A 16,438-nucleotide genomic window follows, 5' to 3' on the forward strand; every position below is an offset into this window, starting at 1 on the left:
GTGTTCCGTCCAGACCGCGCGACCCTGCGTTCCGCCGGCTTCGTCGTGCTGCTAACCGGCGTGTTCCTCCTGGTGAACACCCAGGTCGTGTACGCGGCCGGCAGTAACAGCGAGACCGGAGACCTGCTCGCCCCGCTGAACATCTACTCGTCCGAGGGTGTGCCGATCGACGGGTACGACCTGAACGCCGAAGGCGGCTCCATCGTCGCCTTCAAGACCCAGGCTCTGGCCTTCGCCCTGTCGGGGCTGTTCACGCTGATCCGGCTGCTGGTCGGGCTGGCGGGGTGGGCGATCGAGGTGGCCTTCCGGTTTCCGCTGCTCAAGCTCCTGACCAAGCCCGCGCAGAAGGTCGCCGACACCTACGACACGGTGGTCGTCGACACGCTCGGGTTGAAGGGGCTCTTGCTGGCCTGGGCGTTTGTGTTCGCGGGGTTCATGATCGTGCGTGGCCGGGTCGGCCGCGGTCTGGGCGAAATCTTCCTCACCCTGCTCATCGGGGCCATCGCCGCCTCGGCGCTCATTCGCCCCGACACCCTGCTCGGCCCGGACGGGCCGCTGGGGCAGTCCCAGCAGGTGGCTGCCGAGGTCGCCCAGCAGAGCGTCAACTCCTACGACTGGGGCGGCAAGATCGCCAGCTATGACCCGTGCGCGGGCATGGCCGGTAACGCCGAGATCAAGTGCGAGGAGCAGCAGGGCGACGGACCGGTCTCCTCGACCGAGGTGGCCCGGCCCATCCAGGATTCGATCACGAACGCCTTGATTGTGAAGCCGTACATGCTCCTTCAGTACGGGCGCATCCTGGACCCGGCCAAGGATTCCGACCGCAAGGCCTACGCCGTCCATCTGAAGTGGGTCACCGGCGGATACATGCCCAGCTCGACCCCGTCGGACAAGGCGAAGGATGCCTGCAGACTGATCCACGGGCCGGGCAAGAAATACTGCGAACGCGACGTCGACGACAAGCCGCCCAGCACCGACGATCTCCCTTCCCTCACGCCCGGGGGCGAGCTCCTCGACGCCTCCAACGCGATCGTCACCGACGAGGACCAGGCGTTCGCGGCGTTCCTCGCGGACATGAAGAAGGCCGGCCCGGTCGGCAAGTCGTGCGCGGCCTATGCCGAGAAGCCCACCTGGTGGCGGGTCGGCGGCGCGTTCCTGCTGCTGATCGCCGCGCTGTTCATCTGCGGGATGCTGCTGTCCAGCGCGATCGTGCTGCTGGGCACCCAAGGTGTGTGTGCGGCCGCGGCGGCCGTCGGCGGGGTCACCTTCGTCGCGGGCATGCTGCCCGGGCCCGCCCGCCAGTCGGTGTGGAAGTGGCTGTCCGTGTGGGGGATCGCGGTCCTGGCCGTGGTCGGGATCTGCGCGTTCATTCCGTTCTTCGGGATCGCCGTCGACGCCACCATCACCAATGGCCCCGACCTGATGGTCGAGCGGATCCTGCTCATTGACGTCCTGGCCATCGCCGGCGCGGCCGGACACCGCAGACTGCTGACCGGGATCGCCTCCTTCGGCCGGCGCATGGCCATGCGGATGCGCTACGCCAAGGTCGGCGGCACCCACATGCCCGGCGACACCTCCGAACTCGGCGCCGCGCTCGCCATGAACTCCCCGGCCGGGATGGGCGGATACAGCGCGGGGCTGCGCGCGTTCACCGGCGGGGGTGGCGGCAGGTTCGGGATGCTCGGCACCCGGCAGCGGCTGATGGGCGCGCTCACTTCCCTGTTCGACGGCGCGGGCATGCCGGTGGACACCGGCGGGATCCTCGCCGATGCCACGGCCGAGGCCGGGCGCGGTCTGGCTCCGCTGACGGCGGCCGCGGCCGTGGGCGGGCTGGGCGCACGTCTCGGGGTCAAGGGCGCCGGCTGGCTGCTGATCGGACGGCGGCCGGACAAGGAGCAGTTGGCCAAGTGGCGCAAGCCCACGGCCGACGGCGACCCCGGCACGGGCGGGCCGTCGGACGGCGGGGACGGCGGTTCAGACGGCACGGGGCCGCGTCGGCCCTCGGGCCCGCCCGACCGGTACCGCAACGATCAGGGGCAGGTCGTCGACCGCAACACCGGCCAGGTACTGCACGACCAGAACAGCGACCGCACGCTGCTGTCGACCCGGGCACATAATCGGCTGGTCCGTTTCCGCGGGTACCGCATCCTGCACCGCGGCGGCCGAGCCGCGTACGGGGCGACCGTTGGCCTGCCGGCCAATGTGCGCCGCGCGCGGTCGGGCGGCTCGCGCTACTCACAGGACGCCCGCCAGCAGGTGCGTGTGTGGGGCAACACCGTCCGCGAGGACGGCCGGGCCTGGGGCGACACCGGGCGCCACGTCGCCCGGGTCATCCGCGACCACACCGACGACAGCGGCGGAACCGGTCCGTTCACCAGCCGCCGCCTGCCGACCGCAGCCACGCCGGCCGCCACCCCCCGCCCGGCACCCCGTCCGCGGCCCGCACCCACCAGTCGTCCTTCGAGCCGTCCGACCCCTGCCCCACCACCGCCGACCACGCCTGCGAGCGGGCCCGCAGCAACTCCGCCTCCGGCACCGCTCCCCCGCCGGAACGGCCCTGCGCCGGTGCCTCGGTCCGATCTCGGCAGGCCCGGGAGTCCGGCGCGCCAGGGCCCGAATCGGTCCGGGCCGGTCTTCCCGGGCGGAGGAGGCGCTCGCAACAGCACCCGTGACGAGGCGCATCGCCGGTTCCAGGAGCTGATGCGGCGCACCGCGTCCGACGCCGAGCGCCGGCGCCAGGAGCGGGCCCGGCAGCCGGAAGACGGTGAGGACGAGTGAGGCCGCCTGGGCGCCGTCTGGCGCGGTGGGGGTGTGTGGTGACGCTGCTGCTGTTTGCCGCCGTGTGCTGCGCCGCGCCGGTTGGGAACGCGATCAGCGCCTACGTCGCGCTGAAGACGGGTCAGCAGGACGACGGCGGGATCGCCGAGGGCGGCAGTGCCGCGGACATCCCGCCGCGGATGCTGACCGCCTACAAGAAGGCCGTACAGCAGGTCGGGAAGTACGTGCCCAAGTGCCAGGGCATGCGCTGGCCGATCCTCGCCGGCATCGCCAAGGTCGAGTCCAACCACGCGGTGGGCCGCAACATCGCCGACAACGGCGACATCCGCCCGAAGATCTACGGGGTGCTCCTCAACGGCTCCGGCGCCGGCGGCAACACCACCGTCTTCCCTGACACTGACAACGGCAAGTGGGACGGTACCGCCACCGGTGAGCGTGCCGTCGGCCCCTTCCAGTTCATGCCCTCCACCTGGGAGTCGATCGGCAAGGACGCAGGCGGCGACAAGATCGCCGATCCGCACAACGCCGACGACGCCGCGCTCGGCGCCGCGATCTACCTCTGCGGCAACGGCCGTGACCTGACCAAGCGTGCCCAGCTCAAGGCCGCGATCTGGCAGTACAACCACTCAGGCGAGTACGTCGCCAACGTGCTGGGCTGGATCGACCAGTACACGGCGGCCGCCAAGGACCCGGACCTGAAGAACGTCTCGGGCAAGGTCCGCACCGCCATCGAGGCGGCGCTCTCCCAGCGAGGGGTGCCGTACTCCTGGGGCGGCGGCAACGCGAGCGGCAAGTCGTATGGCATCTGCTGCTCCCCCAGCGGCAAGAGCGGTGCGAACATCAAGGGCTTCGACTGCTCGGGCCTGACGCTGTACGCGTATGCCAAGGCCGGCGTCAGCCTGCCGCGCACCGCGGCCGCGCAGGCCGGTGTCGGCCAGCGCATCCCCGCCAGCCTCGGCACCGGCGCTCTCAAGCCGGGCGACCTCGTCTTCTACGCCTACGACCCCGGCCGCGATTCCACGATCTACCACGTCGGGATCTACGTCGGCAGCGGGCAGATGATCAACGCCGCCCGCCCGGGCACTGTCGTCCGGCTGGACTCGGTCAACGCTATGTCCGGCTTCGCGGGGGGAGCGCGGCTGCTGTGACCACCACCCCACGCTCACCGCGTCTGCTGTTGCTGAGCACCGCCCTGCTCGCCGTCGCCGGCGTCGCCCTGTTGGGCCTGCCGCACAGTCATCAAGAGCCACCCGACCCGGCACCGTCGCCGTCCGCGAGCGCGAGCGCGACCGCTGATCCGTCCCCTGCGGCCAGTAGGCATCCCGCAGGAGGGACGACCGTCAGCACGGCTTCCTCCACGACGTCCGCCGTATCGACGCCGTCGGTCCTCGAGTCGGCTCTGCCGCCGCACGGCGAGGGCGTGGCCGGCGACAAGGCCATCCAGCGCTCGCTTCAGGCAGCCTGGCCCGCCGACCTTCCCGCCGCCGACGAGCGGGAGCTGCTCACCGCCGGGCGCGCGCTGCTGCGCGCGGACGCCACCGGCATCGGCCGCGCGAAGTGGCCCGCGGTCTTTCCCGACGCGGGCCAGGAGGTGGCCCCGGCGTTCGCCACCGCTCGCTTCCGCGTCCAGGCCGCGATCGCCCGCCGCGACGGCAGCCCGGACAAGGCGGTGGTCCATCTGGTGTGGGCCGGCATGGACCGCGGCGGCACCTTCACCGACCTCCGCATCACCGACTGGCACTTCACCCGCACCACTGCGAAGAAGGGAGCAACGACGTGGACTCCGCAGCCCCGTCCCTGACCGACCGGGCCGATGTCACGGCTGCTGGTCAGGTACTCGGCCTGGTCACCAGCCTGGTCGACGCCGCCGACTGGCTCTACGACCACTGGTACCTGTTCGCCCTGGCCATCGCCGCGTGCTGGGGCGTGGGCGAGTGGGTGGTACGCCGTCTCGCGGCCAAGGCCTCCGCCGAGCGGATGGCCCTGGAGCTCGTCTCCAACCGGCACTTCGACCCGAGCCTGGAGGAGATCTTCCGGCGCGGTGTCCAGCTCGCCCGCGCCTCCACCGCCATGCCCTGGTGGGCGCCCCGCCGCGCGAAGGCCGTGCAGATCCGGCTGCGCGCGGATGGCAGTGCGCCGTTGCGTTACCGCGTCGAGGGGCCGGCGGGCGGTGAACGGCTGCTGTCCATCACCCCGTTCGGACCGGACATCACCGTCAACCGGGCCCGGCCGATCGTCGACGAGCCGCGGACGCATACCGTGCGCGCCGAGTTCATCCTGCGCGGCAAGCTCATTTCCCCGCTGCGAGTGGTGCCACTCAACCCCGACCCGCTCCAGCCGCTGGTCGACGCGGTGGCCGATCTGCGCGCCGAGCTCGGCGATCTCGCGGAGATCCGGCTCGACATCCAGCGCGCCCCGAAGTGGGCCCTGCGGGCGCGCCGCCTGCAGCTGTTGAGCGCCGCGCGCCGGTCCGAACGCCGGGAGTCCCAGCGGGCGGCGCGCTGGCTGCGGCAGGACGCCAGCGGCATCGAGGACTCCCTGGGCTTTCAGCTGCAGCAGCTCCTCAGTGACAACCCCGGCTCGGGCAACAGTCGGAGGTTGGTGATGCCGCCGGTCCCGCGCCGGGTGGAGCCGGCCGAGGCGCTGGGCAAGCTCGCCGAGGACGACCACCTCGTCCGGGTGCAGCTGCTGGTGATGTGCGCCTCGAACACCGAGGGCCGCGCCGAGGCGCGACTCGCCCAGCTCCAGGCCGCGTTCGACGTGTTCGGCGGCCGCTCACGGTGGGCCATGCGCGGCTGGAGGCTGGGCCCGTGGCGGTTCGGCGCCGACCACTGGCCCACCCGGCACGGCTTCGAGCGCCGCTGGAATCTGGGGCACTGCCAGCCGCCCCGCGCGAACTGGGTCCGGCTGGACGAACTATGCGGCCTGCTCAAGCCCCCCACCACGCATTGCCGCCTGCCGGTACTCGCCGGGGACCTGCCGACCTTCGCCTTCGGCGAGCCCGGGCTGCTGCTGCAGGGCATCTACCGGGGCCCGGACGGCCGGGAGCGGCTGGTCGCCACCTACGCCGAGGAGACCCTGTTCGAGGTCGGGGTCGGCAAGGCCGGCGGCGGCAAGACCGAACGGGCCCTGGCGCAGGCGATCGGCTGGGCGCACGCGGGCGGCGGGCTGATCTTCGTCGACCCGCACCGCGACTCCTGGCCGCGGGCCCTGCCGTTCCTGGCGCACGACACCCTGATGCCGCGGATCGCACTGATTGACCTCAACGGTCTCGGTCCCAACCCGCGGATCAGTTCGTGGAATCCGCTCGCCATGCACCAGGGCCAGACGGCGCACGAGGTCGTCGAGGCGATCGCCGACGCCTACGCCTCAGCCCTTGCCTGGGACGACGCGACCGCGCCGCGCGCGCTGACCATCCTCACCGCCGCGCTCACTGTCCTGGTCGCCGTCAACGAGGCGGCCTGCCAGGCCGGCCAGCCCGAGGACCAGGCCACGATCTTCCACGTGCGGGCCCTGCTCACCGACGCCGGCTTCCGCAAGGCAGCACTCGCGACGGTGGCGGGCCGGCTGGATGAGGAGACCCGCTCCTGGTGGAAGTCGGTGTTCCCGACCTTGCCGCCGGACGCGTTCGCCGTGGTCCTCAACCCGATCGCCCGCCTCGCCGCCAATCCGGTCACCCGCGCGTTCCTTGGCCAGCCGGTCGGCGTCTACAACATCCGCGCGGCGATGGACTCCCAGATGATCGTGTGGGTGTGCCCGGGCGGCAACGGGCCCACCGACCGCCTCCTGACCGCGCTGCTCGCCCGCGATCTGCTGCGCGCCGCCCGCTCCCGCAGGGACACGCCCGAGGAGAAGCGGGTGCCGTTCCGCCCGTACTTCGACGAGCTGATCACGCTGACCGGGGCGGCCCCGGAGACGATCGCCGCGATGTTCGAGGATCTACGCAAGTACCGGTGCCACATCCACGGCATGACCCAGCTGCTGGCCCGCCTCCCGGCCGCGGTGCGGCTGTCCCTGGTGCAGAACGCATCCACGCTGGCCACCACCGCCGGGTCGAAGTCCGCAGTCGCACCGATCACCGCGGAATGGGGCGACAACCCCAGCCCCGACCGGGTCGCCACCATGGACCGGTTCGAGCACTACGTCTCCATGAACGTGCACGGCCGGCGCATCGGCCCCATCCAGCTGCGCGGGCCCCATCTCGACGACGTCTTCGCCGCCCAGGCCCGCCCGCGGGAGGTCCCCGCGCTGGAGCGGGCCGCCCAGGCGAACGCCGGAGCACTCCCTCTGGACCAGCTCACCGACCGTGCCGCGCAGCAGCTCGGCCGCGTCGCCGCATTCCTGGCCGCGCACTCTCCCGCCGGCGCCGCCGCCGTCCACCTGTCGAAGGAAGAAAACGAATGGACCTGACCACTGCCCAGCCGACGGACCGTACGGCGGCGGGCTTCACGCCCAGCCCCGTGGAACCCCTTGCACATCAGCTCCTGGCCACCCTCGCCCAGCACCGCATGGCCTCCACCGGCCAGCTGCACGTCCTGCTGCGCCCGGACCGCTCCCGCCAGTCGGTCTCGGAGCGGCTGAACGATCTGCTCGACGAGCGCCTGGTCGACTTCGCCGTACTGCCCCAGTCCCATCGCACCCGGGTCTGGTACCTCACGCCGAAGGGCGCCCGCCTCACCCGGGACTGGCCCGCACTGCGGGGCCGCCCGCCGTACCCGATCACCACGGCGACGGCCGCCTCTCTGAAGACCCCCCATACCCTGACCGTCCTGCGCACGCACCTGGCGTTCGTGGCCGATGCCCGCCGCCGCGGCGACGAGCACGGACACCTGGACTGGACCCCCGAGGTGTTCCACGCGATCGGCGACGGAGAGAAGGTCGTCGCCGACGCGGTCATGCACTACACCCTCATCGACGGCCAGCAGAGGCGGAAACTGCGGGCGTTCGTCGAGGTCGACCGCGCCACCATGGGTGCCGAGCGGCTGGCCGCGAAACTGATCGAGTACGCCCGTCTGTGGACGTACGAGCCGCAGCCCGTCGGCCGGCGCCGGCAGGCGGCTGGCCCCGGATGGCTGCGCTGGTACCCGGTGTTCCCTCGCATTCTGTTCGTGCTGACCGGTGCAGGGCGTGAGGCGATGGACAACCGGATCAGCGACCTCAAGGCCATGGTCGCCCACCATCCGCTCGTGGCCGAGATGGCCCGCGAAGTGCCGCTGGGAGCGGCTGTCCTCGAAGACGTCGAAGAGCACGGGGCCACCAGTGACGTGTGGGTGCCGCTGGGTGGCGGCAAGCCCGGCCCCTGGACCGAGCTGTGACTCCTCATCAGCCACCGTGGCCAAATGTCGCAGCCTTGCAACTACACCCTAAACCACTTGAGGTTTGCTCACGCGAACACGTAGTTTACTTCTGCACAACGAGGTCTCACCTTGAACCCGCCTTGCTGTGCACCGATGTTAGGGGACGCCGCATGTCGCACGCTCCTAGTCAGATTCGCACTACAGAACGGGTCTTGGACGGCGAGTGGCCCGACCGGACGCAGGACGTCTCGTACGTCGGGGACGCGTGCGTGGTCCACGGGAGCGGCGACTTCGACCTCGCTGACCTGAGCGCGGTGCGCGGTCGCTTCCCCGGCCGGCACGTCACCCTCGACGGCGACGTGATCACCGTGTGGCCGCCGGTCCGGCAGCAGTGAAGCGCGTCTCCTCTCCCCTGCCCCTGTGTCGCCGACGCGGTCCTTGCACCGCGATGACCACCCCCAGATCCCTCACTGAAAGGAAGCAGCCCTATGACCAGTCGGCACACCTCAGCGTTCGGCAGACGCCTCACTGCACTGGCGATCGCCGTCGGCCTTAGCCTGGGCGTCTCCGCCTGCTCGGGCGGCGGCCGGGACCAGGACCATCCAGCGGCGGCCACGTCGGAAGCCAGCGGCGGCTCCGCCCCGCACGAGCAGCTGCAGGCGGACCAGCCTCTTGCCGAACTGCAGGGTCAGGGCGGCCTGTCCCTCACGATCACGTCGGCCAAGCGGGATCCGGCCGGCTACGTCACCGTGCGCGGCGATCTGAAGAACGACGCATCCACCGTGGCCGTGGTCCCCGCGGAACTGCGCGGCGACGAGCTGAAGGTGCTCAGGACAGGCCCGTCACTGGGCGGAGCGACCCTCGTCGACTTCGCTCACAAGAAGCGCTACTACGTGCTGCGCGACACCGAGGGACGACCCCTCACCACGACCGGCCTGTCCACGCTGAAGGCCGGCGAAAGCGCCCACGTCTTCATGCAGTTCCCCACGCCCCCATCGAGCACGGTCGGATTCCAACTGCCGCTGTTCGACACCGCGAACATCAAGATCGCCAAGTGAGGTGAGCGCCCGCATGGTCACCACCCGATCGTGGATCACCGCTCCGCTCCTCACCCTCACCGTCGCGGCGAGCATCCTGGCAGGAGGGCCGACCGGGAGGGCTGCCGCTACTCCCCTACCGAGCGCGGCCGCCTCGGGCACGCACGCGCCGCTCACCCTCGACTCGGGCAGCCCCGGCCTTGCGCTCCGCACCGGTGCCACGCTCGCACCTCCCAAGATTCTCGACCTCGGTTCGCAGCCAGCCGGCATTGGTGAGGTTGTCGAGGACCAGGAAGGAGCCGAACGCCGCGAGGACACAGGAACGCAGGTGACGTTCGGCCTGCAGGCTGAAGTTCTCTTCACCAAGGACAGTGCGCGGCTGGGCAGTTCGGCACGGTCCCGTATCGCCTCCGTCGCCCGGGAGATCGAGCCGCAGCCGGGAACCGAGGTCCGGGTGTACGGCTTCACAGACGACCTCGGTTCCTCTTCCCACGGCGACGCCCTCTCCCAGCAGCGGGCCGTTGCCGTCCAGAGGGTGCTGGCCCAGGAACTACGCGGCACGGCGGTCACCTTCGACACGCAAGGGTTCGGCGAGCGGCATCCGGTGGCCTCCAATGCCACCGAGGCCGGCCGCCAGCAGAACCGGCGAGTCGAGATTTCGTTCTCCCGCTCAGCGGTCAGGCACGGTTCGTTCGACGATCCGAACGCTGTCTGACGGTATGCGGGTGCGACGAGCGAAGACACAGAACTACAAATCGACATCCGGTTCCGAAAGTGACCGGATACGTCCCGAGTTGTACGAGTGAACTCAAATATCAAGCTGGGAAGTTGACTGGCATATGCGTAACCTTGCGATCACGCAAATGCATTACCGCAGCTGGACCAGGCCGCGGTTCTGGGCCGCCGGATGTCGGAGGCCGGGGGCAGCGGTCGACCGCACCGCGTCGCACGGGGAGACAACGTGACAGCTACACAACGACGCTCATCTGGGCTCAATATCGCCGCTGTTCGCACCCGGAAGCACGCAACCGCCCTGCTTCTCGCAGGGAGTCTGGTCGCGCTGGCCGGTTGTAGCGACAGCGGATCGGACTCGTCGTCCAAGCCCAGCCCTACCCCGACGGCTGTCTCGCCGTCCCCCAGCTCGACCGTCGACGCCAACGAGGCCGCCGTCCTCGCGGCGTACAACAGCTCCTGGGACGCACAGACGAAGGCCTACAGCAAGGCCTCCTCGGCGGGCACCGACCTGAAGAAGAACACCACCTTGAGGGCCCTGTTCGACATCGAGCACGACCTCGAGGTCATGCACAAGGCCGGACAGGTGACCACAGGCAAGCCGGTGATCAGCCCGAAGGTCGTGAAGGTGACCGGCGGCAAGATCCCCACGGCCACAGTGACGGACTGCATCGACACGACGCACTGGACGCTGATCGACAAGTCCTCGAAGAAGCCGGTCCCGCTGCCCACGACGCGGCTCATCAAATACGTCAGCACCGCAACGCTTGAAAAGTGGGGGACGAAGTGGATGGTCACGAAGTTGACCGCTCAAGAGCAATCCTGCTGATACGGCGCCTCGCCGCACTCACCGGCGCCCTCGCCCTGGCCTCGGCGGGCGTCGCGCACGCCGGCGACGATCCCGACGTCGGTGCCGGTAAGTGCCAGGTCATCAAGTTCTGCGTCGACGTCGGCGTCGGTGACGAAACCGGCGGCAGCGGCGGGCAGGCAGGCGGCTCGCAAGGCGGCAGCGACAGCGGCGACAGCAAGGTCGAGTGCAAGTACCAGAAGGTCGATCCGAAGCCTCCGGCCGCATGGCCGGGCTGGAAGGGCGCCGACCCCAAGAAGAACGACGTGTACTTCTACGGGTGCACGGACGGCGGCCAGAACAACCCGGACGGCTTCGTCGTCGTGCCGCTGGGGCAGCCCCCGGCGCCGCAGGTGGACCCCCGGGTGTTGGCGCAGCGTGCGGTCGACTCCATGACGCTGCTCGGCCCGGACATCGCCAGCCCCCGCGCGGCCGGGAAGTACACCGTGGGCGTCCCGATGTGGATGTGGGTCAACCAGAGCGCAACGACCTTCGGACCGAACACCGCGACAGCCACGGCAGGCGGGGTCACCGTCACCGCGACCGCGAAGGTGTCGAAGATCGTGTGGTCGATGGGCGACGGCGCCTCCGTGACCTGCAACGGCCCCGGTACGCCCTACACGTCGTCCGAGGGCATGGCCCAGTCCCCGGACTGCGGACACGTGTACGCCAAGACCTCGGCCGGTGCCCAGAACAGCAAGTTCCCGGTGACCGCGACCTCAACGTGGACGATCAACTGGCAGGGCGGCGGACAAGCCGGCCAGCTCACCGAGGTCCGGCAGACCAACGTGCAGGTGGCGGTCGGCGAAGTCCAGGTCGTCAGGTAGCCGCCGGAAGGACAGAACGGTGAGCAAGACCCAAGTAGACACAGCCCCGAACGGTGTCCCGCAGCAGGGACGAGTGGCCGGGCCCGTGGCCCCGCCCCGGGTGTCGGCTCGCCGGCGACGACCAGGCGTCATCGCCTTGTCGCTGGCGCTGATCGCAGCCGGTGGCGCCGGAGTTGCCGTCCTGCTTCTGCAGGTCGGCAACCGCACGGACGTGGTGACCGTGGTCCGCGACGTTCAGGTCGGCCAGGTCCTCACCGAGGACGACCTGGGCAAGGCCTCCGTCGCCCTGGACCCGGCCGTCAAGGCGGTACGCGCCGACAACCTGAAGTCGGTGGTGGGCAAGCGGGCCGCCGTGGAGCTCAAGCCCGGCTCCCTGCTCTCCCCTTCGCAGGTGACGAAGGACAACCTGGTGAAGGCTGGTGAGCAGCTGGTGCCGATCGGTCTGGAGCCCAAGCAGATCCCGGCGACCGCGCTGGTGCCGGGCCAGAAGGTGGAGCTGGTGCACGTCCCGGCTCAGGGAACGACGGACACCGGCAAGACGTCCGACGCCGCGCCGCGGACCATCGACGGCCGGGTCGTGAAGGCCTCCGCCGCCGCCCCCGGTACCGGGATCGTGGTCGTCGACGTGGCCACCTCTGCCACCGACGGCCCCACGGCCGCCGCGTGGGAGGCGGCCGGCACCCTGCGCCTGGTCCTCGCTGCCCCGGACGGTAACTGATGGCTGTCATCGCCCTCGCCGGGTGCAGCGGCGCGCCCGGCGTGACCACGAGCGCCCTGGCCCTGCTGCTGTCATGGCCGCTGGAGGCGGGCCGGCGGATGATCCTGGCCGAGTGCGACCCGGACGGCGGAGCCGTGCTGCACGGCCTGCTGCAAGGCACGCTCGGCGACCGGTACGGGCTGCGCAACCTCTCGGTCGCCGCCCGCAAGGGGGAGTTCAGCGAAGCCTTCTGGCGGCAGCTCATCGACCTGAGCAGTGAGGACGGCAAGCAGGACTCCCCACGCGACCGGCTGCTGCTGCCCGGCATCACCGACCCCTCGCAGTCGGCGAGCCTCGGCCAGGTCTGGAAGGTCCTCGCGCAGATGTTCCGCGGCATCGAGGCCGAGAGCGGCCACGACGTCCTCATCGACCTGGGCCGGCGCGGGGCGTACGGGCCCTCCGGGGTGCTGGCCGAGCAGGCCGACGCCACGTTCGTGGTCGTCCGCAACACCCTGCGCTGCCTGCAGGCAGCAGAGGGCCGGGTGCGCGCACTGGAGGAGCGCGTCGGCGACGTCAGCGTGCTGATGATCAACGAGGGTCCGTATCCCGCGGGCGAGGTACAGCGCGTTTTGCAGGTGCCGGTGATTGCCACGCTGCCGTACGCGCCGAAGGACGCCCGCGTCCTGTCCGACGGTGCCGAACAGCCGCGCCACTTCCCCAAGTCGCCGCTGATGAAGGCCGCCCGCATCGGCAGCACGCTGCTGGTGCAGCGGGCTGCCATGCGCCGGGCCCGGCTCGATCCACGCGGTGCCCGCGCGGCAGGCGGGGAGGTGACCCGTGCGCGCTAGGCCGTTGCATCACGACCCTACGGTGGCACCGGTCCCCCAGGAGTGGGGGCAGCAGACTAACGGAGTACCGGCAGTTGCCGGTACTGCCTCCAGTTCGCAGGTGCTCGGTACGGCGGTTCCGCAGATCACCGTCGACTACCGGGTGGCTCGGGACATCGCGTCCCAGGTCGCCAAGCAGCGCGAGGAACTAATCAAGACGAAGCCCGACATGGACAGGGCCAGTGAAGAGCAGCGCTGCCTGAACTGGATCGCCGAGGCGGTCGCGCTGTGGTCGGACGCCCAGGCGATGACGCCGCAGGAGGATGAGGCGCTGCGCCGCGCCGTGTATGACCTCCTCTTCCGAGCTGGCCGGCTGCAGCCGTACCTGGACGATGACCGGGTCGAGGACATCATCATCCAGGGCCCGCACGAGGTGTGGCTGGACTACGGCGACGGCGAACGCCGCCGGGTCGGGCCGATCGCGGACTCGGAAGAGGAACTGCTTGAGCTGCTGCGGGAGTTGGCCCGGGGCTCCGGGCACAGTGAGCGCACCATCTCGACGGCGAACCCCACCCTGGCGCTGTCCCTGCAGGACGGCTCCCGCCTCCAGGCCATCACCGGGCTCGGCCCGATGACCTACGCGGTCATCCGGCGGCACCGGGTCTCCCACGCGAATCTCGACGACCTGGTCCGGTTGGGCACGATCGACCCGATCCTGCGCGAGTTCCTCGGCGCGTGCGTGCGCGCGGAGAAGAACATCATGATCGCGGGGAAGCAGAAGGCCGGGAAAACGACCTTGATGCGGGCGATGCTCAAGGAGTTCGACCCGGAGTGCCGGTTCGCGACCATCCAGACCGAGGACGAACTGTTCGCCCACCAAAACGGCTACCACAAGCAGGTGGTGTCCCTGGTGGGCCGCGAGTCCAACGGGGAGAAGGACGTCACCGGCCGCGGTGCCGGTGAGGTCACGCTGCTGGACCTGATGCATCCGGCGCTGCGGATGTCGCTGGAGCGGATCGTGGTCGGCGAGGTCCGCGGTCCGGAAGTCGTCGCCATGATGCAGGCGTTGACGAACGGATCGGGCGGCAACCTGTGCACCATCCACGCGCGGCGGCCGGACATCATCTTCGACCGGATCGCCGAGCTGTACGCGCTCGCCCAGGAGAACCTCTCCGAGCAGCTGGCCTACCGGCAGACGGCCAACGGTCTGGATTTCGTCGTGTACGTCGACATGACGGACGAGACGCAGATCGGCGGCCGCCGCCACCGCTACGTCTCCCACGTGCTGGAGCTGACCGGGATCGGCGAGAACGGCCGGCCCGCCACCAATGAGGTCTTCTCCCCCGGCCGCGAGTGGGGAGAGTTGCGGGCGGTGCCCCGTATGGACCCGGGCTGCATCGATGACCTGCGCCGCGTCGGCTTCGACTCGGGCCTGCTGCAGGAGTCGTATGGGGCCTGGTCGGCGCCGCTGCCGCTGAAGGTGGGGGCGGGCCGGTGATCCTTCTGTGGGCGCTGCTGTCCGGGATGGCCGTGGTCGGCGGGCTGATCGGTGTCGTGGCGGGTGTCGTGGGCACGACTGCGCCGCGGCGGGCCCCTCTGCTCAAGCGCTGGCAGGCAGGCTTGCGCGGTGGGAAGAACCAGAGCGAGGACGCCCGGATGCGGCGGCGGACCCTCATGGTCGCGGCCGCCGTGGTCTTCGTGGCCGTGTGGCTGGTCTCGGGGAACTTCGTCGGGGGTGCGCTGCTGGGTGCGGCCGTCATCGGCGTGCCCTGGCTGATCAGCCCGGCGCAGATGGCGGCCGAGCGCATCGGTCAGCTGGAGGCGCTGAGTGAGTGGACGCAGCGGCTGGCGGGGTTGCTGAGGCTGGGCATGGGCCTGGAACAGGCGATGATCACCAGCCGTCAGGGGGCGCCGGACGAACTGGCCCCCCAGATCATCAACCTGTCCGACCGGCTGCGCCTGGGGTGGCGGCCGGACGGGGCGCTGCGCGCGTTCGCCGAGGAACTGGACGATGTCACCGCGGACAAGGTGGTCGCCGCGCTCATCCTGTCGGTGAACGACCGCGGCCCGGGCCTGGCTCAGGCACTGGAGGATCTGTCGGGCACCGTCCGCGAAGAGGTCGCCAAGAAGCGCGCCATCGAGGCGGACCGCGCCAAGCCCCGCACCACGGTGCGGTGGATGACCATCATCACCGTGGGCGTCGTGGTGGCCGGGTTCTTCGTACCGTCCTACACGAAGCCGTACTCCACGCTGCTGGGACAGCTCGTGCTGGCCTTCCTGACGGCCGGGTTCATCGGCGTCCTCGCCCTGATGCGCCAGCTGGGCAATTTCCGGCGCGTCCCGCGCTTCCTGGTCACCGACCCAGCCAGCACCGTCCGGCTGCCCGCGCCCGCCCCGGAGCCGGACCCGCCGATCACCGCACGGGAACCGGAAGGAGCCGCCTCGTGAACCTGCTCCCCGTTGTTGTGACCGGCGGCACCGTCGGTGCCGGCGTCGCCTTGCTGATCCGGGAACTCCTGCAGCCCCAGCCCGCGTTGGGGCCGGCCCTCAAGCGCAGTGCCCCGGCGTCCTTGACGATGCCCGAGCCGGAGCTGGACCGCGAGGAGGTGTGGGGCCGGTGGCTGCTGGCCCGCCTCGAGCGGCTCCCGGGCGTGAAGGTCCCCACCGTGAACCTGGCCCTGCTCGGGCAGGGACCGGGCCAGTTCATGCTGAAAAAGGTCGCGTTCGCTGGTCTGGGTCTGCTCTGCCCGGTGATCGCGACGATTCCGTGGATCATCGCGGGCGTGGGCCTGCCGTTCTACGTACCCGCCGTCGTCGGACTCATCATCGCCGGCCTGCTGTTCATCACGCCCGATCTCGCCGTGCGCGACCAGGCCAAGCGGGCCCGGGAGGAGTTCGCACACGCCCTGTCCGCCTACCTCGACCTGGTCGCCCTCAAGCGGGCCGCCGACGCCGGCCCCGCCGAGGCCCTCGAAAAGGCCGCCGAGGTCGGCGAGGGCTGGCCCTTCCTCTATCTCCAAGGCGCGCTGCGCCGGGCCCGGCTGGAGAAGATCCCGCCGTATCAAGCCCTCACGGAACTCGCCCACGAATACGACCTGCCCGTCCTGGACGACGTCGCCGACATCATGCGCGGCTCAGCCACCGACGGCGCCGCCGTCTACAAGGCCCTTCGGGCCCGTACCGCAGCGCTCAACGCCGAGTTGCTGGCCGATCAGGCCGCCGAAGCGAACACGGCCAGCGAGAAGATGACCGCGCCCGGAGCCCTGCTCGCCGTCCTGGTCATGCTCTTGATGGCCTTCCCCGCGGTGATCCGCATGCTGACCGTCTGAGACCAACCACGACTCGTACAACGCTCCAGAGAGGTAAAACATGAGGTACACCGCAGCCCGCACGCGC

Annotated in this window: 15 protein-coding genes; all 15 read left to right on the plus strand. The window is 70.5% G+C overall.

Annotation, left to right across the window (positions count from 1 at the left end; all coding sequences use genetic code 11):
- The 15 genes from ACFY30_RS33745 (at position 1) to ACFY30_RS33815 (ending at position 16,371) form a co-directional block, all read left to right on the plus strand.
- Positions 1-2,778, plus strand: a complete 2,778-nt coding sequence (locus ACFY30_RS33745; RefSeq protein ID WP_390848945.1) for a hypothetical protein — start codon at positions 1-3, stop codon at positions 2,776-2,778.
- Between the two features lie 38 nt (positions 2,779-2,816).
- The gene (locus tag ACFY30_RS33750) at positions 2,817-3,926 is read left to right on the plus strand and encodes a C40 family peptidase (protein WP_390848946.1); all 1,110 of its coding nucleotides are present in this window, start codon (positions 2,817-2,819) and stop codon (positions 3,924-3,926) included.
- Positions 3,923-4,579: a hypothetical protein gene (locus ACFY30_RS33755; RefSeq protein WP_390848947.1), complete on the plus strand. Its 657-nt coding sequence runs from the start codon at positions 3,923-3,925 to the stop codon at positions 4,577-4,579. Before ACFY30_RS33750 ends, ACFY30_RS33755 begins: the two co-directional genes overlap by 4 nt.
- Positions 4,555-7,188 carry an ATP/GTP-binding protein gene (locus tag ACFY30_RS33760; protein ID WP_390848948.1) on the plus strand — a complete coding sequence of 878 codons (2,634 nt, stop codon included), beginning with the start codon at positions 4,555-4,557 and terminating at the stop codon, positions 7,186-7,188. The genes ACFY30_RS33755 and ACFY30_RS33760 overlap by 25 nt, the downstream gene beginning before the upstream one ends.
- On the plus strand, positions 7,179-8,093 hold the full coding sequence (locus ACFY30_RS33765) for a replication-relaxation family protein (RefSeq protein WP_390848949.1): 915 nt from the start codon (positions 7,179-7,181) through the stop codon (positions 8,091-8,093). The genes ACFY30_RS33760 and ACFY30_RS33765 overlap by 10 nt, the downstream gene beginning before the upstream one ends.
- A 194-nt stretch (positions 8,094-8,287) precedes the next feature.
- Positions 8,288-8,470: a hypothetical protein gene (locus tag ACFY30_RS33770; RefSeq protein ID WP_390848950.1), complete on the plus strand. Its 183-nt coding sequence runs from the start codon at positions 8,288-8,290 to the stop codon at positions 8,468-8,470.
- Between the two features lie 93 nt (positions 8,471-8,563).
- Complete coding sequence (locus tag ACFY30_RS33775) at positions 8,564-9,133, plus strand: hypothetical protein (protein ID WP_390848951.1); 570 nt, start codon at positions 8,564-8,566, stop codon at positions 9,131-9,133.
- Between the two features lie 13 nt (positions 9,134-9,146).
- Positions 9,147-9,827 (plus strand): OmpA family protein, encoded by a 681-nt coding sequence (locus tag ACFY30_RS33780; RefSeq protein ID WP_390848952.1) that lies wholly within the window; start codon positions 9,147-9,149, stop codon positions 9,825-9,827.
- A gap of 246 nt (positions 9,828-10,073) precedes the next feature.
- Positions 10,074-10,673, plus strand: a complete 600-nt coding sequence (locus tag ACFY30_RS33785; protein ID WP_390848953.1) for a hypothetical protein — start codon at positions 10,074-10,076, stop codon at positions 10,671-10,673.
- Positions 10,631-11,518 carry an ATP/GTP-binding protein gene (locus ACFY30_RS33790; RefSeq protein WP_390848954.1) on the plus strand — a complete coding sequence of 296 codons (888 nt, stop codon included), beginning with the start codon at positions 10,631-10,633 and terminating at the stop codon, positions 11,516-11,518. Before ACFY30_RS33785 ends, ACFY30_RS33790 begins: the two co-directional genes overlap by 43 nt.
- Positions 11,519-11,537: 19 nt before the next feature.
- Positions 11,538-12,236 (plus strand): SAF domain-containing protein, encoded by a 699-nt coding sequence (locus ACFY30_RS33795; RefSeq protein WP_390848955.1) that lies wholly within the window; start codon positions 11,538-11,540, stop codon positions 12,234-12,236.
- On the plus strand, positions 12,236-13,063 hold the full coding sequence (locus ACFY30_RS33800; RefSeq protein WP_390848956.1) for a hypothetical protein: 828 nt from the start codon (positions 12,236-12,238) through the stop codon (positions 13,061-13,063). Before ACFY30_RS33795 ends, ACFY30_RS33800 begins: the two co-directional genes overlap by 1 nt.
- Before the next feature lie 100 nt (positions 13,064-13,163).
- Positions 13,164-14,540: a CpaF family protein gene (locus ACFY30_RS33805; RefSeq protein WP_390848957.1), complete on the plus strand. Its 1,377-nt coding sequence runs from the start codon at positions 13,164-13,166 to the stop codon at positions 14,538-14,540.
- Positions 14,537-15,490: a type II secretion system F family protein gene (locus ACFY30_RS33810; RefSeq protein ID WP_390848958.1), complete on the plus strand. Its 954-nt coding sequence runs from the start codon at positions 14,537-14,539 to the stop codon at positions 15,488-15,490. Before ACFY30_RS33805 ends, ACFY30_RS33810 begins: the two co-directional genes overlap by 4 nt.
- On the plus strand, positions 15,487-16,371 hold the full coding sequence (locus ACFY30_RS33815) for a type II secretion system F family protein (RefSeq protein ID WP_390848959.1): 885 nt from the start codon (positions 15,487-15,489) through the stop codon (positions 16,369-16,371). Before ACFY30_RS33810 ends, ACFY30_RS33815 begins: the two co-directional genes overlap by 4 nt.
- The last annotated feature ends 67 nt before the right edge of the window (positions 16,372-16,438 follow it).

Source organism: Streptomyces sp. NPDC000345 (genome assembly GCF_042898825.1).
Classification (GTDB): Bacteria; Actinomycetota; Actinomycetes; order Streptomycetales; family Streptomycetaceae; genus Streptomyces.